A 20229-nucleotide genomic window follows, 5' to 3' on the forward strand; every position below is an offset into this window, starting at 1 on the left:
AGGACATCGGCTGAACGCATACACGCACCGTCCGTTGCCGAGCGATTGGCCGGGAGTACCCGGCTGGCGCTTACTGATCGTCAGCGGTGGATGCGCGGTCACCTGCCAGCCACGCCCGAATCTGGTCCTCGAAGCCCAACAGTTGATCCCCGGCGGCACCGTGCCGGTTCGGACGGACCGTGCGCACCGCCTCGATCACCTGCCGATAAGCGAGTCGTCCAGCGCCTCGTTCCTGTCGATGCGCTGCAGACCCGCGGCCTCGGCATACCGGCGCGCCTTACGCAGGCACCCAGCACTGCTCCGCAATTGTGCCCACCCCCACCGGGATCCAGGCACCCGAGCCTGACCCTGGAGCACATCTTGACGTGTCGTTCCCATTGACCTCCCGAAACGCCATGCCGATCCCTCCGTACCGGGAATACCGCCGCGACGACCCGAACCTTCCGACGGGATTCCGACGCGGCGCCGAGATAGTCCCATGACACTGGCAGAAATCAGGCCAGAACGATCCCACCCTTATGTCCGGCGACACCATCGAGTTCCCAAGGAAGATTCATGACGACCAGGGAGACAAGGCTGGATCCGCGGTCTACCGCGCTACTTGTCCTCGACATCCAGGACGGTATCGTCGCGTCATTGCCCGATCCGCAGCCGTTGCTCGACTCAGTTTTCCGGGCGATCACTTGCGTGCGGTCCGCAGGCGCCACGGTAGGCTACGTGCGGGTGGCGCTGACCGAACGGGACCGCACCGCCGTTCCCCCGACGAACATCACATTCACCGCCATTGCCAGGACGAAGAAACTGGTCGAGGGCGACCCGTCTACGGGTATAAGCAGCCGCGTAACCCCTGCGCCAGGTGATCTGGTTGTCCGCAAGACACGGATCGGGGCGCTGTCCACCACCGACCTCGACGACCAACTCACGCTTCGGGGCATCACAACCGTCATACTTGCCGGGATCAGCACGGGCGGTGTCGTACTCAGCACGGTCGCAGACATGGCGGACCGCGATTATGGCGTGTACGTCCTCAGCGACGCCGTCGCCGACATGGACCCCGAAGTCCATCGGGTTCTCGTTGAGAAGGTCTTCCCTACCCGGGCGCGTGTCATCAACGTCGACAGGCTACTCGACCTACTCACCTGACTCTGAACCATACTTGGATCCGACCTGCTTAACTCGCTCGCCGATCGACGTTCCACCATCCGCGCGGCGCGCAGGACACCCACCGTGGAGTCGGTGTATCTACGCAACGTACCGATGTGTATTGCCTTGCTCTAGAGGACTTCCGACTTCTGTTCAGGATGCCGCCATGATGCTTGGCGGCATAGCGCAATCCCAAGTAGCTGAGAAACTCAGCTAGAGCGCGAAGCGGCGTAGCCGGATTCTGGGTCAAGTTTGCGGTGCTCGGGTCGCGTTTGGCCGCTTGTGTATTTCAGGCTTCGAATTGCGCTGCGGCGGTGAGGAGATCGACCCATCCCGAGACTGGGGGCGTCGAGCATCTGCGTCAAGGACAACTCCGCCAGCAGGATGGACAGGTCGTAGCGGTAGCCTGCGTCCCGATCGGCATCGGTGAATGGACCCAACAGAATCGCCAGCCACTTGCGCAACAGCGCGTCGACCCGGGTGTCGCACCTCCCGACAAACCCAAACTGTGCATCGACGGCCACCACCGAGCCCGACGTCAGACGGGCGAAGGGCGGGCTAGTGTCCACCGCACTCGCCGCCGTACGCCCCCAATCTACAGCAGGCAATCTGCGACCGGTTGACCGATCTCGACCCCAAGGACGAACGGGCCGAAGTCGGCGTCGATGCAGTCGATCCGATGCCATCCGGTCGCAGGTTGCTCGGCGATCGCACTTTGGGCGCGGCACTGACGCAGCTCCACCCAGCTGACCCTCTGCGATGTCGGGATGGCGAGGCCGTTGGCCACACCGCGGGATTCGATCCACATCGGAGCCTGCCTACCTGCGCGTAGGCCTCGTCGCCGGCTCCGCCATCCGAAAGCCACACTCGAGTCGAGAGTTTGTTCGATCATCGATTGTGCCAGTTCGAGTTTCGAAGGCAACCTCAGCGCCGATTCCGGCCGCCCGGCCGCGATCTCCGGCAGATCAGTGCTTGCCGATAACGACTGGGTCGTCGAGCGATGCAGTGCCCTCCCCGGCGCGGATGTTCGATGCCACCAGATACTTTCCTGTCTCGACGATCTCGATATTCTTGCCATCGGGGTCTTTCAGGATCATGAATTTCGATCCCGCAACAGGTCCGTGTTCGGTCACCTGAGGCTTTGCGTGGATCGTGTATCCCTTTGCCGTCCACTCGTGGTATGCCGCATCGATGTCTTCGACCGACAGGCAGGGGTATGCATAGCCGATGTCGTCCTGTCGTCCGTCGAATTCAGCACGACGGACAGGGTGGAACTCAATCAGCTCGAAGATCACATCCCCGATGGCTAGGAGCGCAACTCGCTGCTCATGTTCGGGCAGGCCGAGGGCCTGAGCCGTGTCTGCTCCCGACTTCACGTGCAGAGCCATCCCGGGGACCACGCCGAACGCATCCTCGAAGAACGCGAGAGTGCGCTCAAGACTTGTAACGGTGATGCCGATGTGATGGAACTTGACTTGCACTGCCATCTTTCACTCCAGTCTTCGGTGATATCTACTTTTGACAGACGATCGGGATATGGGCTGTGGACTCCCGAACGTTGCGAATTCCGTTGTCACAAATCCAGTACGAGACGTGGGGTCTTCGACCGTCCCACGCAAATCATCATGGTGACGCCCTCTGCTCGTTCTTCCGGGGACAGCAATTCATCGTGATGTTCGGGTCGCCCCGCGAGTACCTTCGTTTCACATGCCCCGCAGATACCCTGTTCACAGGAGAATTCAACATCGCCGATTGCATCGATCACAACATCAAGAATCGATCGGTCTGCCGGCACAGTGACCGTTACTCCGGACCGACGAAGTTCCACCTCGAACGCTTGCCGCTCCCCCTGCGGCTCGTCGGGCGCGACGAACCGCTCGATGCGTAGCTCGATGTCGTCGCGGGTCGCCGACACTTCATGCTCGATCGCCGCCAGCATTGGTGCTGGTCCGCAGCAGTACACTGCCGCCCCCGCGGGGGCGTCTCGCACAACCGCTCGCAGATCTGGGAATCCTGCCTCGTCCTGCGGGACGAGCTCGACGCGGTCGCTACCCAACGCGGTGAGGTCATCGGTGAATGCCATTCGGTCGAGGGAGCGCCCCCCGTAGACAAGACGCCACGGCAAACCACGTGCTTCGATCTCTCTTACCATTGCGGAAATTGGGGTAATTCCGATTCCACCGGCAACGAACACATATTTCTCTGCGTTGACCAGGGGGAACCGGTTTCGTGGCGGACGGATCCCCACAATCGCGCCGGGCAGCAGGTGCTCGTGAACCTCCATCGATCCGCCACGGCCATGGTCGACCCGGTGTACCGCGATTTGATACGCGCCAAGGCGGCTCGGATCACCGCACAACGAGTACTGGCGGGTTAGCCCCGACGGAAGTACGAGATCCACGTGTGCGCCCGGCGACCATGGGGGTAGCTGTGAACCGTCAGTGGGGCACAATTCCAGCGCGACGACATCCAATGCCACGTGTTCTCGACCGACGACTTCAACCGGAACCACCGCATTGGCCTTGGTCAGGTCGTCGGAAGATCCCTTGTCGATCACGCTCACACCACCACAATCTTCTTCGAGAAGTCGCGAATCACCACAATCTCCTTAGGGCTTCCCTCCGGCATCGCAGGGCGAACAGTGCGCCCGGCCCAGCGGCTAGCCGCGGAGTCGGCGCGGGAGTTCCGGATCTCTCCCAATTCAGATTGGTTAGTACTTACTACATTAAGTGGCCGATACCACACCGTCAAGGCCCTCACCGCCATGCTGGCGCCTTCAGGACAGCAGTTGATCGCGGCGAATCTTGCCCAGATCGTTGCGTGGCAGCGCGTCGACGAAACGAACCTCGGTTGGCCGCTTGTACGGTGCTAACCGCTCTGCTGCCCAGTGGATCACATCGTCAGACGACAGCCCGTCAGCAACGACGAATGCAACGACCGACTCACCCCACTCTTCGGATGGCCGGCCAGCGACTGCCGCCTCGACCACGGCTGGATGGCGACCAATCACTTCCTCGACCTCGCGGGGATAGACGTTGTAGCCTCCCGAGATGATGAGCTCCTTCGAACGCCCCACGATGGCGAGGTAGCCGTCGGCGTCGAACTCCCCCAGGTCACCAGTCCGGAACCAGCCGTCGTGCGTAAAGGACTCCGCCGTAGCAGTCGGGTTGTTCAGGTATCCGCCGAACACACTCGGTCCGCGCAGCTCGATCTCACCCGCACCGCCCAGGCCATCGGTTGCGAGGCGCACCTCGACACCGGGGAGTGGGGTCCCCACTGTCCCCGGCTTACGCTCGCCGTCATACGGATTCGATATCGTGATGACTGTCTCCGTCATTCCGTACCGTTCGAGGACGTGCTGGCCGCAGCCACTCTCGATTTGAGCATGAAGCTGCGCAGCGAGTGGAGCGGATCCGGATACGCACAGTCTCAGTCGACGCAGCGCGGGGAGATGTGGTCCATTCGCGAGCCTGTGGTACATGGTGGGTACGCCAAAGAACATCGTGCCGCCCGCCTGTGCTGCGTCCGCGACAGCTTCCGGGGAGAACCTGGGAATCAACCCTATTGACGCTCCTGACACCAACGAGCCGTTGATACCCATCCCGAGCCCGTGCAGATGGAACAGGGGCAGCGCGAGGATGAGTCGGTCATCTGGGCTCCACCGCCAGGCCAGCCGGACCGACTCGGCCGACGCGAGCAGGTTTCCGCTGGTCAGTACTGCGCCCTTGGGCGCGCCGGTCGTCCCCGAGGTGTGACAGATCAACGCTGGCGTGTCGCGATCAGCGACGTCGAGTGTGGGCACGCCACCGCCGGTGGGCAGGCGAACATCGCATCCGGTGATGACAATCGGCTCGGTCGACGCTTCGGATACCAGTTGTCCCCGTCGCTTATCGTCGACAATAGCGGCACGTGGCGTCGTGTTTTGGACGACGTGTCGGATCTCAGTCGGCCCGTACGCCGTGTTTACTGGCACAACCACCAAGGACATTCGGTGCGCGGCAACGTACGCCACGAGCATGTCGATCGAAGGACCGGACGAGAGGATGAGCCGATCACCAGCGACCAGACCGGCAGATGCTAGTCGGGCCGCCACGGCGGCGGATCGTTCCTCGAGTTCGTCGGCACGAATCTGCGAGCCGTCCTCGGTTCGGGCGACCACCGCACGGGGATTCTCCAACCATCGCGCGCGCCACGCACGCGGCAGCGATTCCTCGCTTAGCACGTCAGTGGCCAACACGTCGAGCGGTAGGTGCCGGGCCGTGGCCGTAGTGGCCGGCCGGACATGTGTCACGGTTTCCATCGGTGTGCATCCTCCACGCAATTTGTTTAGCACTCACTATCGATGATGTCCATTGAACGGCGAGAGTTGGTTCGATAGAACTTGCTGGCCCCACATCGAAGGGCCCGAAAGGGCTGGACTACCGCTCAGATAAGTATGTATAGTACAGACTCCAGCAAAGGAGGTTGGGGTGTTCAAATTCGTCGCCTTCGATCAGGCCGGCTACGTCCGGGAAGATGCCCATGGCTTCGACAGCCACGTCTTCTTCGGGGACCGCAAGGCCGAGGGGCCCGGTCCGCAGATCTACATCAACGCGGTCGACCCAGGTGTCAAACTCGCCGCACATTTCCATCGCATCGATCAGTTCCAGGTCTTCTTCGGCACCGAAGGGGCGGTGTTCCAGCGCAAGCCTATTCCGTCGGTGTTCGTGCACTACACAGATGCATACTCGTCCTACGGTCCATTTTCCGCCGCACAGGACGCGCCGTTGCTATATGCAACAATCAGGGCGAAGTCCAGCAACTATGGCGGTGTCATGCCGGGCGCACGCACCGAGCGACCGCACGTCGGCCGGCGCCAGCTATCGAAGTCTGTGGATGGTTGGCAACCGAGCGGCCTCCCCGGAACCGGCGCCTACGATACGGTCGAGATTTTCCCATGCGACCAGGACGGTCTCGCGGCAACACTCGTGCGGCTCGGTGCCGGGGCGACGTACGCTACCCCGTCGACGTCCGCAACGGCTGGCCGCGCGTGGTGCGTACTCGCCGGTGACATCCTTACGTCCGACCAATCAAAAGGCCCCCGATCGATCGGCTGGCAGGAACACTCCGACGATGACGATGTCGCGACGCTCACCGCAGGCGCGGACGGCGCGAGTCTTCTCGCGCTCGACTTTCCATGGCCCGCCACCGACGCCGTGACGGTGGATCCGACCTAGCGGATCCGTATTTGTGATGCCGTCCGCCCGATCAGTCCGGTAGGACGGCGTCACTGTCGCGTGTGCACAACCGGAGGGTGTACCCCGCCAATCCCCCTGCCACGACCGAGAGGACCCCGATGAGTTTGCCCGTCTCCCTGAGCAGAGGCCTACGCCTGCCCGTAATTGCCTCACCGATGTTCATCGTGTCAGGACCCGAACTAGTGGTCGCGCAATCGACTTCCGGTGTCGTCGGCTCCATCCCGTCACTCAACGCGCGACCCCAGGCCGTACTTGCAGACTGGCTCGCCCAAATCGGGGACGATCTGGCGGCACACGACGCCGCTCACCCCGACCACCCATCCGCGCCCTACGCAGTCAACCTGGTCGTGCATCGCAGCAACGACCGCCTCGACTCCGACCTGGATACCATCGTCCGTCACCGAGTCCCGATCGTCATAACCTCACTCGGCGCCCGTCCGGAGGTCAACGATGCAATCCATTCGTACGGCGGGGTCGTCTTGCACGATGTCATCAACAATGCATTCGCACATAAGGCCGTCGAGAAGAATGCCGATGGCCTGATTGCCGTCGCGACAGGAGCGGGCGGACACGCAGGCACGCAATCACCGTTCGCACTGTTACAGGAGATCCGCGAATGGTTTGACGGGCCACTCGTGCTGTCGGGTGCGATCTCGCACGGGCGCGCGATACTCGCAGCCCAAGCCGCAGGCGCGGACCTTGCTTACATCGGCTCGACCTTCATAGCGACCGACGAGGCCAATGCCGATATCGCGTATAAGCAGATGATCGTAGACTCCACCGCTTCCGACATCGTGTACTCGAATCTGTTTACCGGTATCCATGGGAACTATCTGCGGCCGAGCATCCTCGCGGCCGGTCTCGATCCCGACAACCTGCCCTCCTCCGACCCGACCGCCATGAACTTTGCGGAGAAGTCGCAGGTGAGTATCGTCAGTGAATCGAAACCGTGGCGCGATATCTGGGGTGCTGGGCAGGGCATCGGCGCGGTCAATTCAATTCAGCCAACCGCCGCTGTCGTGGACAGGCTGGTCGACGAGTACGCCGAGGCACGGCGTCGATTGGTCGGCAGCAGCGAGTACGGGTGCCTGACGCAACCGTCCTGACCGAGCATTTCAGAGGAACTGACGGCACCGCCCCGGATGGGGACGGTGCCGTCAGTCGTTGGGGCATCCGACGAAACTGCTCGACAAGGGGAAACCGAAACGACGCCTCATCCCTGCCGGCTTGGGATGAGGCGTCGTTGGGTGTGGCTGTCGAGGACCTCAGTGACGTCGGCTCGGTGCTACAACCTGCGTGAGGCGATGCATCCAGCTTCCGGAGGTGGGCATCCCCGACCGTGCAACGCGCACGGATTGGAACCCGACCGCGATCAAGAGCGCAACTCCGTTTGCTACCTCGGTCACCCAGAACGGCGCGCCACCGAGTTCGAGCCCTTTGACAACGATCGCGAGGGTGTAGACCGCGAGCAGTGTGCCCCACACGTTGTAGGTGCCAGGTTTGACCTGGGTGGAGCCGAAGAACATCGCGGCCGCCGCCGGGAAGAGATAGTGCGGGCCGATTGCAAAGTCTCCGGTACCCACGCGTGAGGACACTAGGACGCCTGCGATTCCTGCGAGCAGCGCGCTGGCGACGAACGTCAGGAAGATCAATCGTCGCACCTGCAAACCTGCCAATCGCGCCGCCTCGGTGTTCCCGCCAATGGCGTAGAGGTAGCGGCCGAGTGGGGTGTGACGGAGCACGTACCACAGCACGACAGCGATGATGATCAGATAGTAGAAAACTACTGAGACACCGAAGATCTCGTTCTGCGAGAGGGCGAGGAAGCTCTGGGGCAATCCGAAGATCTGCTGGCCATTGAACGCTGCCGACCCGACTGCCTCAATCATCGACATCGTCGCAATTGTTGCGATCACTGATTCGATGCGGATGACGGTGATCAGGAATGCGTTCAGCACACCGATCAGTGAGCAGAAGGCGAGCGCGATCACGATCGCCGCCGGCCAGGGCACGCTCCCGCTGGTCATCAGCCACGCGCAAACGAGCGAGCTGACGCCGACCGTCGCACCTACGGTCAGGTCGAAGTTGTGCGTCGTGTAGGGGATAAGGAAGGCCAGCGCGACGAGGGCCGTGATCGCCTGCTGGTACAGGAGCGATTTGAAGGTCGTCTCTGTGTAGAAGAGATCGGGAATCCAGAACGCGAACACGATCATCGCGAAACCTGCGACATACAGTGCGCTGACTTTACTCGGCGAGAGTGCGGACAGGACTTGCGACAGTGTCTTCCGCGGTGGCGATGGTGTCTTCGCGCGGCGATCGGGCAATGTATCAGTGGTGGACGTCGTTGTGGAGTCGTTGACGAGGTGTTCGCTCATGATGACCTATCGGAGAGTGCCGGGCCGGTTCGATGTGTTCAGGAGGCGCAGGAGGCAAGCAATTCGTGCTGGTTGAGGCGATCGCCGGACAGCTCGTCGGCGACCTTTCCTCGGCGCATGACGACAACGCGATGGCATACGTCCGGCAAGTCTTCAGGCTCTGCAGTACACAACAGGACCGCTGTGCCGTTGGCGGCCGATTCGCGCAACAGTTCGTAGATGGCGCTTTTCGCGCCCACGTCGATCCCCTGGGTCGGCTCGTCGAGGACGAGCACCTTCGGGTCGAGGCGTAGGGCTCTTGCGAGCAGGGCTTTCTGCTGGTTGCCGCCGCTGAGGGTCGAGATAACTCGCTCTGGGTCGGAGGGTCGCAGGCCGACTGCGTCGATCCATTTTCGGGCTTCATTCGTCTCGGTCGCCCGACTGAGTGTCGCGTGGCGCCAGAGCGAACTCAGCTGGGCCAGTGTGATGTTCTCGCGAACCGTGAGATTCGGTATCACGCCGCGGCGCAGCCGGTCGCTCGGAACGACGGCGATGCCCTGATTTATCGATCGCCGAGGTGAATCCGCCGTGACCGGATGCCCGGCGATCTCTACCACTCCACTTGTTCGTGGATTGGCGCCGAAGACTGCGTCGGCGAGGAGCTCGCGGCCAGACCCCAACATTCCTGCCACACCGACGATTTCACCGAATCGTACGTCGATGTCGATGCCCTCGAGCCCGGGAGCGTGTAGTCCGCGGCATTGTAGTGCAATATCGGAGCGCGGCGCGGCCAGGGATCGCGGCGTGGACAATCGGTCCCCGATCATCATGGTGACGAGTTCCTCGCGGGTGAGCACGTCCGTCTCGCGTGTGCCGACCAGACGTCCGTCCCGTATGACTGACACCCGGTCGGCGAACTCGAAGACCTCGTCGAGACGGTGGGTGATGTAGAGGACGCCTGCGCCTCGGGCGACGACCGAGCGGATCGACTTCACCAGGACCTCGACCTCGTCGTGAGGCAGTGCCGCGGTCGTCTCGTCGAGGACCATGAGCCCGTACTCTGTCTTCCATCCCAGCAGACCGCGTGCGATCGCGACGATCGCCCGTTCACTGGCGGTCAGCTTCGTGATCGGCGCCTCGAGGTCGAGGTGGCCCAAGTCGAAGCCGTCGAGAACGGACTGGACGCGGGCGCGGGCGTGGCGCCAGTCGATCTTGCCGAAATGGTTGGTGCGGTATCCGTGTGACAACCCTATGTTGTCGAGGATGCTCAGCGACTCCACAAGACCGAGGTCCTGGTGGACGAAGTGTGTCCGTGTGCGCGCCTCGGCGTTGAGTGGGAAGCCGGACTCTTGTCCGAATACCGACGCCGTGGCCCCGGGTTCGGGTGTATGGAATCCGGACAATACTTTGGCGAGTGTGGATTTGCCGGATCCGTTCTGACCCACGATCGCGTGGATCTCTCCGGAGCGGACTTTGAGGTTTACTGAATCGAGAACGGTGTTGCCGCCGAACGCCTTCGAGACGTCGTGGATGTCGAGAGCGAGCGGCACGGATTCAGGCGACTCATTCATTGTGGGGTGCCCTTCCCCCAGATTCGGGCGAAGTGCTCGTCCAGCTCCGGCAGGACGATGGTGCCTTCTTGGTTTACGTTGGCGCTACCGACATTCGCCGGGGTCAGCAACTGCGTGGGCATCAACCACTCGTCTGCGGTCTGCATGGAGCCGCCGAGCATGCCTCGCGCGAGCGCGTCGACCGCGACGTATGCCATGTACGGATGGGTGTAGGCAAGGTCGGCGGCCTCGGTACCCTGATTGAGGTATTGGATGTTGCTGGCGCCGGCGCTTTGTGTGAACAACTTGACGTCGCTCAGGCCTGCTGCACGCAGTGCGTCGGGCACGCCTGTGACCATGTCTCCGAACGCCAGGAAGACGTACTTGACGTCGGGATGCGACTGCAGGTAGCTGACCACCGTGCCTGGCAGGTCCTTGCCGATCGACGAGAAACCTTTGACGTCGACGACCTCGACTCCGCATCCGGGGCATGTTTCGTTCAGGCGGGTGCGGTATGTATCTCCGATTCCCGCCAGCGTCCGCTGCACGGGGATTGTGAATACGACGCTTGATCCAGTTCCGTTGCTGTCGGCCACCATCCAGTCGGCGGCGTCCTCGGTGATCTGCTTGACTACCCGGCTCGACGACATGACGTTGACCGACCGTGAGGTCCACGCTGGGTCGTCCGTGATCGCGCCGAGCACGATCGGAACGCCGCGGCCGGTGATCTGGTCGAACTGGGCCTGCCACAGGCTTGGATCGCGGCTGTTGACGTAGAGTCCGTCAAGGTTGGGGTCACGGGCTATCTCGTCGAACGTGTCTGTGATCTTCTCCGACGACGTGTCGACGGTGCGGATTTCCACTTTGATGCCGAGCTGTTCCGCCGCGTGGCGGAACAATGCGTCGTTGGCTGAGCCTTTTGCGGTTGTCGGCAAGACCACGACGATGCGCTTGCCGGCGGGGTTCCCCGGGAGCGGCCCCGGGTCGTAGTCGACGGTTGGTGGCTGCTCGAGTTGGGCGACCCGTGCCCGTGCATTGTCGATGTTTTCCTGGGGTGTGGTCCCTCTGTCTGCGCCGCTGCCGGAGCTCGAACATGCTGCGCTCGCACTGATCACCAGTGCTGCTCCCGTGATGACTGTGCCGATCCGACGGCCGATTGTTCGCACTGCCACTCCTCTGAGTCGTTCTCGAGCCCAGCAGGCCGAGTGTGTCGTACGACACACTATGACGCCCACGATCAGCATGTCAAGTAAGTACTATCCTTCATTAATTGAGATTGAAATATGGTACTTGGCAGTAGTTTTGAGCCGTCATGATCGAATCGATCGGAGCGATAGCCTCACTTAAGAACTCTGCTCTCACGTCACCTGCAAACGCCGGCCGGAGGCATATACCGAAGGCGCGCGGGGTCGCGCTAGTTGCGACCATCCGCGGACGCTGGTCATCGGGTTCGGGGCGCACGCCGACAGTCCGCAAGGGCGCTCGGACACCGGGAGGGTCGCCCGCTTGTCCGCCTCATCGGGTGGTCGACGAGGCGGTTCCGTGCGAGAACTTCAGGATCCCGAGCGTGTATTTGATAACTGCGGATCAGATTCCGATACGGCTGGCGAGTTGTTCCCGATGGTAGGTCGGGTCACCGAACAGCAGTTCGCTCGTCTTGGCCCGTTTGAAATACAGGTGTGCGGGGTGCTCCCAGGTGAATCCGATACCGCCGTGGATCTGGATGTTCTCGGCGGCCGCATGGAGGTATGCCTCGGAGCAATAGGCCTTGGCGAGGCTCGCGACCGCCGGCAGTTCGTCTTCCCCGCCGGTGGCGATCCATCCGCCGTAGTATGCGGCGGATTTTGCCGACTCGACTTCGAGCAGCATATCGGCGCACTTGTGCTTGATCGCCTGGAATGTGCCGATCGGCTTGCCGAACTGCACTCGCGTTTTCGCGTATTCGACGGACATCTCCAATACGAACTGGGCGCCGCCGACCTGCTCTGCGGCAAGGGCCACGGCGGCTAGATCGAGCATGTGCGAGAGTGCGCTCCAGCCGTCTCCGTCCCGACCGATCAGCCGCGCGGGTGTCTGCGCAAACGTGATCCGGGCCTGCTTTCGCGTCTGGTCCATGGTTGTGAGCGGTTCCACCACGAGCCCTGGTGCCCCCGCCGGTACGGCGAACACCGACACCCCGGCCGCCGTGCGCGCAGCGACGAGGATCAAGTCGGCGACCGCCCCGTCGAGCACATACAACTTCTCACCTGTCAGTTGCCAGGAACCGTCCGTCTCAATGGCGCGCAGCTGTACACCCTCGGCATCCCAGCGACCGGACTGTTCGGCGAGAGCGACCGTCGCGATGGTTTCCCCCGAGGCGAGGCCTGGCAGGTAGTCCGCGCGAGCGCTGTCGTCGTCGACGGCCAACAAAAGGTTCGTGGCGAGCGCGACGGTTGAGAAGAATGGTCCGCAATACAGTGCCCGTCCCATCTCTTCAAACACGAGGACCAGTTCTGGGTAGCCGAATCCACTGCCTCCGAACTTCTCGGGGATCGCAAGCCCTTGCAAGCCCAGCTGTTCAGCTGCCTGTCGCCATACGGCGGGGTCGTAGCCCTCAACCGTCTCCATCAGCCGGCGGACCTCCGACTCCGGCGACTTCGCCTGCAGGAATCTGCGGAGGGTTGTGCGCAGTTCCTCCTGGTCGGTATCGAAGGTGAAGTTCATTGCTGTCTCCGCTTCCTACGGTCGAATGTCGGGGACCGCCCGCGGCTGGTCCACCTCTCCCCCGTCGTACGGGGTTCACAAAGCCTGTTCGGATTCGCTGGACGGTGACCGAGCGGTCACGCGGCCAACGGCTGCCCGGGCCCCGTCGAAGTCTCTGGCAGGGCCCGGGTGCGTACTACTGCTTGGGCAACCGCACGTACCCTCGCGGTCCCTCGTACACGTTGGACCCGATCTCCTTGAACAGTCCGCCGTGCTCAGCAACCAGTTCATCGATCGTCCACCGGCCGTCCTTGACGATCAGGTCGGCCACATGGGGCAACCTGACGTGTGCAACGATCCCGCCGTACACGATGAAGGTCTGGCCAGTGATTTCGGCGGCAGCGTCGGTACCGAGGAACGCGACGAACGGTGCGATGTTCGACGGATCCATCGCGTCGAAGACACCGTCGACGACCTTGAATTCGCCCGCGCGGTTCGATCCGTCGAAGGTCGTGGTGGTCAGCCTGGTCCGCGCGCGCGGTGCGATCGCGTTGACCGTGACCCCGTACTTGGCCGTTTCCTTTGCCACCGCGATGGTGAACGATACGATGCCCAACTTTGCCGCGTCATAGTTCGACTGGCCGGCGTTGCCAAACAGGCCCGACTCGCTCGTGGTGTTCACGATCGCGCGGTGCTTGGTTGTACCCGCTTTCGACTGCTCGCGCCAGTGCGCGGTAACCGCGCGCGTCGGCAGATAGTGGCCGAGAATGTGCACGTCGATCACCGACGCCCACTGCTTTGGTTCGGAGCTGAATACCATGCTGTCGCGGAGGATTCCGGCGTTGTTGACGAGGATGTCGACGTCGCCATAGGTTTCGAGCGTCTGCTTGACCAGTCGCTCGGCCCCGGCCGGATCGGCGACGTTGTCGAAGTTCGGCGTGGCCTCGCCACCGAGCGCGCGAATCTCGTCGCACACGGTCGCCGCGGGCCTTTCGTCGCTGCCTTCGCCGTTCCAGTCACCGCCCATGTCGTTTACGACGACCTTCGCGCCTGCCGCGGCCAATGCGAGGGCTTCCTCACGTCCGATGCCACGTCCAGCACCGGTGACGATTGCTACCTTGCCGTCGAGCTGTCCCATGTTCTGTGTCTCCGTTCTCGGTTCAGGTGAAAATCGAATTACGCTGCGCGTTCGAGGATGTGGATGCCGCAAGCGGAACCCAGCCCGATGACATGGGCAAGGCCGACCCGTGCGCCGTCGATCTGGCGATCGCCTGCCTCGCCGCGCAGGTGGGTGGCGACCTCGTAGAGGCCGGCCACGCCGGTTGCTCCGATCGGGTGGCCCTTCGAGATCAGGCCGCCGGAAACGTTGACCGGGGTCGATCCGTCACGGCGCGGCGCGCCCGAGTCGATGAACTCGCCGGCGCCGCCGGGCTCGCACAGACGCAGGTTGTCGTAGTGCACCAGCTCCGCGGTCGCGAAGCAGTCGTGCAACTCCACCAGGTCCAGCTCGGCTGGTCCGACACCGGCCACCTCGTAGGCCTTATCGGCTGCCTGACGGGTGAGTGTGTTGATATCGGGCATCGCGTGACCGGTTGGGGTGTAGGGGTCGGTCGTCAGAATCGAGGCACTGATCTTGACACTTCGGTCACGTTGCGCGGCGTCGAGGGACCGTCGCTTCTCGTCCGAGACGAGCACCAGGGAGGCCGCTCCGTCCCCGGTTGGGCAACACATGAGGACGCTGTTGGGATAGGCAATCATCTCAGCGGCCATGATCGCTTCGACGTCATAGACATCGCGGTACTGGGCGAGCGGGTTGAGCGACGAGTGGTAGTGATTCTTCTCGGCGACCTTGGCGAACTGCCGGAACGTAACGTCGTGCTGGCGCGCATAGTCCATGCCCGCCTGGGCAAACACGCCCGGCATGAGGCCGGTCCCCAGGATTCCTTCGGTTCCCATCACCGCGCCAAATCGGCCACCCGGGGTATACACTTTGCGGTCGGAACGAGCCTTTGCGCCCGCCCCGAGCATTCCCATCTTGCCCATCTTCTCAACACCGACAACGAGCGCGACATCGGCCTCGCCCGCCTGGATCGCCAGGTGAGCGGCACGCACGGCTGTCGCCCCCGTCGCGCAGGCGTTAAAGACGTTGTACGTCTCGATTCCCGTTTGACCGATCTGCTTTTGGATTCTCTGTGCGACCATCCCGCTCGACTCGTAGGCGTTACCCACGGCGAAGACCTGAACGTCGTCCATCGTCATGCCCGCATCCGCGAGCGCGGCCTGTGCTGCGGAGGCACCGAGATCGATCAGGTCCATGTCCGGGAGACGGCCGAAGCGGGTCATCGCTGCACCGACGATCCAGGTGGATTGCTTACTCATCAGTCGAACTCCCTCACTGTTCCTGGATGTATCCGAATGCGACGGCCTCCGTGCCGTCGTCGTCGACGCCGGCCACGAATGTTGTGAGCCGGACGCGCCCGCCGATGTTCACGGCGTCAGGGTCCGGCCGGACGTCGACGAGGTTGGCCTTGATCACTCCGCCGCCGTCGAGTTCGACCACCGCCGAGACGTACGGTGCGGGCACCTTCGGCGCAGCGCGGTGCACGATTGTGTAGCTGCGGATGTAGCCGGTGTTGGCGACCGGATGACTCTCGAATTCGGTTGCACTGCAGCGTGCACAACCATTCCTGCGATCGAAAAACAACGCGCCGCACGCGACGCAACGCTGCGCGACCAGATGCGGTTCATCGTCGAGCACCAGATAGCCGACCATGGGGATCTTGGCAGTTGTTACGGTCATGACCTCATCCTAGGTAGTAAAGTAAGTACTCCACAACTATAAGTTTCGCGCAGCTGCGGACCCAGACCTCCGGCGGTGGCAATTCTCACTTCGGGAAGCAGCGCGTATACGTGCGGAAACACCGAATCGACGCGCACGATCGGGCGACTCGGCAGTTTCCGACACCTTCGATGTTTGAGACGGAGAAGCCCACTGCTGTAGTGTCTACTTTCATTCGTCGACGGGACGATCGAACTCCGGAAAACTTGGGAGCGACGCGGTGACCCTCGAAATTGAGCTCGGCCCCGAGGCCGACATCTTCCGCGCAGAAGTGCGGAATTGGCTAGAGATCAACAGACCTGCCGAACTGATCGGCGTGGACCCGGACCATGCCACGACCGCCCAGAATGCGGCATTGGCCGACTGGGCCGTGACTGTCCACCGGGCCGGTCTGATGTGCATTTCATGGTCGGTTGAACATGGCGGGCGAGGCCTCTCCTCTATCGAGATGTCGGTACTGGACGAGGAATTCGCACGCGCTGACGTTCCTCGACCAACCCGAGGCGTCGGCGAATGGCTGGTCGCGCCTGCAATCATGGCCTGGGGTACGGACGAGCAGAAGAAGTACTTTCTTCCGCGGATTCTCGATGGCACCGACGTCTATTGCCAGGGGTTCTCCGAGCCGGAAGCCGGCTCAGACCTTGCCTCGCTCCGCACCGTGGGACGCATAGACGGCGATGAGATCGTCGTGAGCGGACAGAAGGTTTGGACATCCGGCGCCACTCGCGCCAACATGCTGTTCTGTCTGTGTCGCACCGACCCTGATGCTCCGCGGCATCGCGGGATCTCCTACGTACTGATCCCGATGCGGCACCCGGATGGCTCTGCGAACGGTATCGAGCTACGCCCGATCCGACAGATGACCGGCGACTCCGATTTCACGGAAACGTTTCTCGATGAAGCGCGTGCGCCCGTCGACAACATCATCGGAGGCGTGAACAACGGGTGGAACGTCACGATGACGACGCTAGGGAGCGAGCGTGCCGGTAGCACAACAACGCAGCACCTTCCCTTTGCACGCCAGTTGCGAATGGCTATTGAGCTCGCACAATCCAATGGGACCAACACCGATCCGGTAGTACGCCAGCAGCTTGCGTGGGCTCATACCCATGTCGAGATCATGCGATATCAGGGCCTGGCGTCGCTCGGCGACGCGATCGCAGGTCGTACGGCCGGTGCACGAGCATCCATCATCAAGATGTTCTGGTCGGAGTATTCACGCGCATTCCTCGATCGGATAGCGAATGTGCGGGGGGCGGAGGCGATGGTCCTCCCGCTGCAGTCGGCCGGACGGTACGAACCGGACTATTGGACGGCGAGCATGCTTCAGAGCCGTTCGAGCACGATCTGGGGTGGGACGGCTGAAGTCCAGCGCAACATCGTCGCGGAACGCGTACTGGGACTTCCACGCGGAAACTGACGCCCGCCCGGCGTCGGGGGCGGCGGCGCCCGAAGCCTTCGAATCGCCGCCGTCCCCTACGCCGGTCGCCTTGCTACGATCGCCCCGGCCAGGCGCCGGTGAACCGCGGGGCGCGCTTCTCGACGAACGCCGCCCGCGCCTCGGTTGAGTCACTCGACCCGAGATTGTCGATCTGCGCCATCGATTCACGGTCGAGACTCTCGTCGAGCGATGAAGACCCGCCTGCAGTCAACAGGCGCTTTGTGACCAGCTGGGCGATCGGCGCACCGAGCAGAAGTCGCTCGACGAGCAGGTCCATCGCCTCGTCCAACGCCCCATCCGGTACTACCCGATTCAGCAGACCCAGCTGCCGGGCTTCCGCGGCCGACACAATGTCACCGGTCAGGCACAACTCCTTCGCGCGGTGCAATCCGATCAGCCGCGGAAGGATCCACGATCCACCGCAGTCGATCGACAATCCGCGGCGTACGAAGATCTCCGAGAATCGACTCCTTTCCGTCGCCACGGTGAGATCGCACGCCAGAGCGAGGTTCATACCCGCCCCCACCGCGTCGCCGTCGACCCTCGCAATGGTGACTTTCGGCAGACGGTGCAGCGCGAGCACAACGGAGTTGATCACCTCCATCTGGCCCAGCGGGTGCATCCGCGGCGACGGGGCAGCGAGATCCGCACCCGAGCAGAACGACCCCCCAGCACCGGTGAGGATCACGATACGGATCGTCGGGTCGAGAGCGATCTCGTCGAGGACGGCTCGGAGCTCCTGCCACATCGCCCAACTCATCGCATTCTTACGGTTCGGCTTGTTCAACGTAACGGTGACGACGTCGGCGTTTCGGTCGTCCCTTGTGAGGACGATTCCCGTCTCGGTGGAGGTCGCGGTTTCGGTTGTTGTGCTCACGGCATCTCTTTCTTCACAGAAGGGGCGCTCACCGACGCCTACGGCCGCGGCGGCGAAGCGATTGGGTAAAGTCGATGTTATCGAAGTAACTACTATCCGTACTAGACTGAGCGGGTCGTAGCCCCCGCAACAGAGGTGGAACCGTGAAGTTCGTCGTCATCGCGACTCCCGTGCCGTCTGTCGACCGCACTCCCCTACAGGCAGAGGAGACTCGCGCCGTGCAGAGCCTGCACAGCCGAGGTGTCATCGAACGCGTGTACTCGCGAGTCGACGGCGCGCAGTCGTACACGTTTGTCGAGGCAGAGTCCGCCGCGGCGGCGCGAGCCGAGATCGAACACCTGCCCTTCTATATCGCCGGCGCGATGACCGTCGAAATCCACGAGGTCAGGCACGTTCTGTAACTCGACACATCGCACGATCGGGCGCAGCCCTCACTCCCCCGTGACGAGGCGGGCCAGGTCGAGACCATGCCCGAACAGCGGTCGACAGGTGATCACCTCGAATGGCACCGAGATCAAGGGCGCAAGGCGCCCCCGGAGTTCGGCACCGTTGTCGCGGTGGAGATCCCGATCATGCGGGCTCGCCCACAGTTCGTAGAGCCACACGTGTTGATCGTTCTCTTCGTCCACCTGGACGGTCTGGACCAGCGTACCGGGCTCAGTCGCGTCGAGCGCGACAATCTCCCGCAGTATCTCGAGCACCGCGTCGCGGTTCGCGTCGTCAACCGTGACGCGGGTGAGTGTCACGAATGCGTCGGGATGGTGAACCATCAATGCCTCCATTGCCGCCGCGCCGTGCGCGGTGTCGCCAAGTTCCATGGACCACACTAAGTATAGTGCCTACTTGACTTGTCTGCGACGGCGTCATTAGGCTCGGTTTTCCAGCGGCGTGGGTACAGAGCGGGACGACTATGGCCGGCACACCGGCGAGTCGATCATCGCACCGGAGTCGCCTCGCCATGCTCCGGTCCGCCGCGAAGCCACTACCGTTGCGACAGAACAGGAGATATCCCAATGGGGAGGCTCGAAGGTAAGGTCGCCTTCATTTCCGGCGCCACCCGCGGTCCAGGACGCCGCCACGCTGTCCGACTGGCTTCCGCCGGCGCCGACATCGTCGCTGTCGACGCGAGCGGTCGGATCGACACCGTCGACCATCCACTTGCAACTGTGGACGAGTTCGAGCGGACGATCGCACAGGTGGAGGAACGGGGGCGCACAATTGTGGCGTCGTTTGTCGATGTTCGCGACCGTCAGGGCCTGCGCGCAGCGGTCGACGATGGGGTCCGAAGACTCGGACGCCTCGATCTCGTCGTCGCCGTCACCGGCAACCTGCCAGTTGCCGGCGCCGATAGCCGGGCAAGATTCGTCGACGCCGTGGACGCAGACCTCATCGGGGTGATGAATACCGTGGCGGTGTGTCTGCCGCACCTGAAGCCGGGTTCGTCGATCGTCGTTGTCATCACGTCGGCGGCGCCGGGCACCGCGAGGGGCACGCCAGCACCTGAACCTACGGGTCGGACATGGGCGCGACGGGCGGTCATGCGTTATGTCGACGCCCTCGCCCGACAGCTGGTTCCGCACGGAATCCGAGTCCACACTGTGCACGAGACCGTGGGGGAATGCGGGCGCGACAGCGACAATACGTTCAGCGAGGTGGCATCTACCCGAGCGGAGCACGAGGTGGGAATCGTCCGTCGAGCAGCGGACAATTGCGATCCGATCGGCGGCAGGCCAGGTGAAGCCGATCTCGATGTCCTTCCATGACGAACGTCGCCCGGCCTGATCGAGGCGATGGCGTTTGATGAGTCACGCGCTGCGCCCATTGGTGGTCGATCCTGCCCAGGCTCACGTTGCGCTCCACCGTAGCGCGGTCGTTGGTCGCCATCGAGGTTGCTCGGCTCGCTTTCACCCGGGGTCCTCGCAGACCACACCGTAGCCGAGGCATTGGCTGCAGTTGTCGACTGCTTTTGTCTGCCTGCCGGACAAGGTCGGGCGCACGACCAGCGGTGAGTCTGAGTTTGCCAGGCTCCCGCTCCCGTCCCCCTCGGCCAGGGCGCGGAGGATTCGGGTGGCGGTGATGTTCTAGCCGGTCGCTGGTGGGCCTCAG

At 62.9% G+C, this 20229-nt stretch carries 19 protein-coding genes and 1 pseudogene; 6 read left to right on the plus strand and 14 right to left on the minus strand.

Annotation, left to right across the window (positions count from 1 at the left end):
* Window positions 1-555 precede the first annotated feature (555 nt).
* Window positions 556-1143 (plus strand): cysteine hydrolase family protein, encoded by a 588-nt coding sequence (locus RJ1_RS18185; protein ID WP_073362228.1) that lies wholly within the window; start codon window positions 556-558, stop codon window positions 1141-1143.
* Between the two features lie 209 nt (window positions 1144-1352).
* Here the strand turns inward: RJ1_RS18185 and RJ1_RS18190 are convergent, their stop codons facing one another.
* From RJ1_RS18190 to RJ1_RS18210, 5 genes and pseudogenes are all read right to left on the minus strand, one after another.
* Window positions 1353-1712 carry a hypothetical protein gene (locus tag RJ1_RS18190; protein ID WP_073362230.1) on the minus strand — a complete coding sequence of 120 codons (360 nt, stop codon included), beginning with the start codon at window positions 1710-1712 and terminating at the stop codon, window positions 1353-1355.
* A gap of 77 nt (window positions 1713-1789) precedes the next feature.
* Window positions 1790-2099, minus strand: a pseudogene (locus RJ1_RS47795) (IS701 family transposase); the annotation flags it as partial.
* 9 nt (window positions 2100-2108) lie between these two features.
* On the minus strand, window positions 2109-2630 hold the full coding sequence (locus tag RJ1_RS18200; protein WP_073362235.1) for a VOC family protein: 522 nt from the start codon (window positions 2628-2630) through the stop codon (window positions 2109-2111).
* An 86-nt stretch (window positions 2631-2716) separates the two neighbouring features.
* Entirely contained in the window at window positions 2717-3706 is a 990-nt protein-coding gene (locus RJ1_RS18205; RefSeq protein ID WP_240319549.1) for a PDR/VanB family oxidoreductase, read from the minus strand.
* A 213-nt stretch (window positions 3707-3919) separates the two neighbouring features.
* Window positions 3920-5443 carry an AMP-binding protein gene (locus tag RJ1_RS18210; RefSeq protein ID WP_073362237.1) on the minus strand — a complete coding sequence of 508 codons (1524 nt, stop codon included), beginning with the start codon at window positions 5441-5443 and terminating at the stop codon, window positions 3920-3922.
* 169 nt (window positions 5444-5612) lie between these two features.
* On the opposite strand from RJ1_RS18210, the gene RJ1_RS18215 reads away from it, so the two are divergent.
* Both RJ1_RS18215 and RJ1_RS18220 read left to right on the plus strand, forming a co-directional pair.
* A complete protein-coding gene (locus tag RJ1_RS18215) occupies window positions 5613-6359 on the plus strand; it encodes a hypothetical protein (protein WP_073362239.1) in 747 nt (248 codons plus the stop codon).
* Window positions 6360-6478: 119 nt separating this feature from the next.
* Window positions 6479-7486, plus strand: a complete 1008-nt coding sequence (locus tag RJ1_RS18220) for an NAD(P)H-dependent flavin oxidoreductase (protein WP_073362241.1) — start codon at window positions 6479-6481, stop codon at window positions 7484-7486.
* 159 nt (window positions 7487-7645) lie between these two features.
* On the opposite strand, the gene RJ1_RS18225 is transcribed toward RJ1_RS18220, so the two are convergent.
* The 7 genes from RJ1_RS18225 to RJ1_RS18255 form a co-directional block, all read right to left on the minus strand.
* Entirely contained in the window at window positions 7646-8593 is a 948-nt protein-coding gene (locus RJ1_RS18225) for an ABC transporter permease (protein WP_170008893.1), read from the minus strand.
* A 200-nt stretch (window positions 8594-8793) separates the two neighbouring features.
* Window positions 8794-10305, minus strand: coding sequence for a sugar ABC transporter ATP-binding protein (locus tag RJ1_RS18230; RefSeq protein ID WP_073362245.1), 1512 nt, complete (start codon window positions 10303-10305; stop codon window positions 8794-8796).
* Window positions 10302-11450, minus strand: a complete 1149-nt coding sequence (locus tag RJ1_RS18235) for a sugar ABC transporter substrate-binding protein (RefSeq protein WP_074872648.1) — start codon at window positions 11448-11450, stop codon at window positions 10302-10304. The genes RJ1_RS18230 and RJ1_RS18235 overlap by 4 nt, the downstream gene beginning before the upstream one ends.
* A gap of 421 nt (window positions 11451-11871) precedes the next feature.
* Window positions 11872-12987: an acyl-CoA dehydrogenase family protein gene (locus RJ1_RS18240; protein WP_073362249.1), complete on the minus strand. Its 1116-nt coding sequence runs from the start codon at window positions 12985-12987 to the stop codon at window positions 11872-11874.
* A 175-nt stretch (window positions 12988-13162) separates the two neighbouring features.
* A complete protein-coding gene (locus RJ1_RS18245) occupies window positions 13163-14104 on the minus strand; it encodes an SDR family NAD(P)-dependent oxidoreductase (protein WP_073362251.1) in 942 nt (313 codons plus the stop codon).
* 38 nt (window positions 14105-14142) lie between these two features.
* On the minus strand, window positions 14143-15348 hold the full coding sequence (locus tag RJ1_RS18250) for a thiolase family protein (protein WP_378380730.1): 1206 nt from the start codon (window positions 15346-15348) through the stop codon (window positions 14143-14145).
* Between the two features lie 10 nt (window positions 15349-15358).
* Entirely contained in the window at window positions 15359-15766 is a 408-nt protein-coding gene (locus RJ1_RS18255) for a Zn-ribbon domain-containing OB-fold protein (protein ID WP_073362255.1), read from the minus strand.
* 259 nt (window positions 15767-16025) lie between these two features.
* On the opposite strand from RJ1_RS18255, the gene RJ1_RS18260 reads away from it, so the two are divergent.
* Window positions 16026-17225, plus strand: a complete 1200-nt coding sequence (locus tag RJ1_RS18260) for an acyl-CoA dehydrogenase family protein (RefSeq protein ID WP_073362257.1) — start codon at window positions 16026-16028, stop codon at window positions 17223-17225.
* 73 nt (window positions 17226-17298) lie between these two features.
* On the opposite strand, the gene RJ1_RS18265 is transcribed toward RJ1_RS18260, so the two are convergent.
* Complete coding sequence (locus RJ1_RS18265) at window positions 17299-18123, minus strand: enoyl-CoA hydratase/isomerase family protein (protein ID WP_073362259.1); 825 nt, start codon at window positions 18121-18123, stop codon at window positions 17299-17301.
* A 143-nt stretch (window positions 18124-18266) separates the two neighbouring features.
* Here RJ1_RS18265 and RJ1_RS18270 point away from each other — a divergent pair, with 143 nt between their 5' ends.
* A complete protein-coding gene (locus RJ1_RS18270) occupies window positions 18267-18524 on the plus strand; it encodes a hypothetical protein (protein WP_073362261.1) in 258 nt (85 codons plus the stop codon).
* 30 nt (window positions 18525-18554) lie between these two features.
* On the opposite strand, the gene RJ1_RS18275 is transcribed toward RJ1_RS18270, so the two are convergent.
* Entirely contained in the window at window positions 18555-18941 is a 387-nt protein-coding gene (locus RJ1_RS18275) for a putative quinol monooxygenase (RefSeq protein WP_143048772.1), read from the minus strand.
* Window positions 18942-19136: 195 nt separating this feature from the next.
* Between RJ1_RS18275 and RJ1_RS18280 the strand changes: the two genes are divergently transcribed.
* Complete coding sequence (locus tag RJ1_RS18280) at window positions 19137-19886, plus strand: SDR family NAD(P)-dependent oxidoreductase (protein ID WP_073362265.1); 750 nt, start codon at window positions 19137-19139, stop codon at window positions 19884-19886.
* Window positions 19887-20229 lie beyond the last annotated feature (343 nt).

It is taken from the genome of Rhodococcus jostii NBRC 16295 (assembly GCF_001894825.1).
Taxonomy (GTDB): Bacteria; Actinomycetota; Actinomycetes; order Mycobacteriales; family Mycobacteriaceae; genus Rhodococcus_F; species Rhodococcus_F jostii.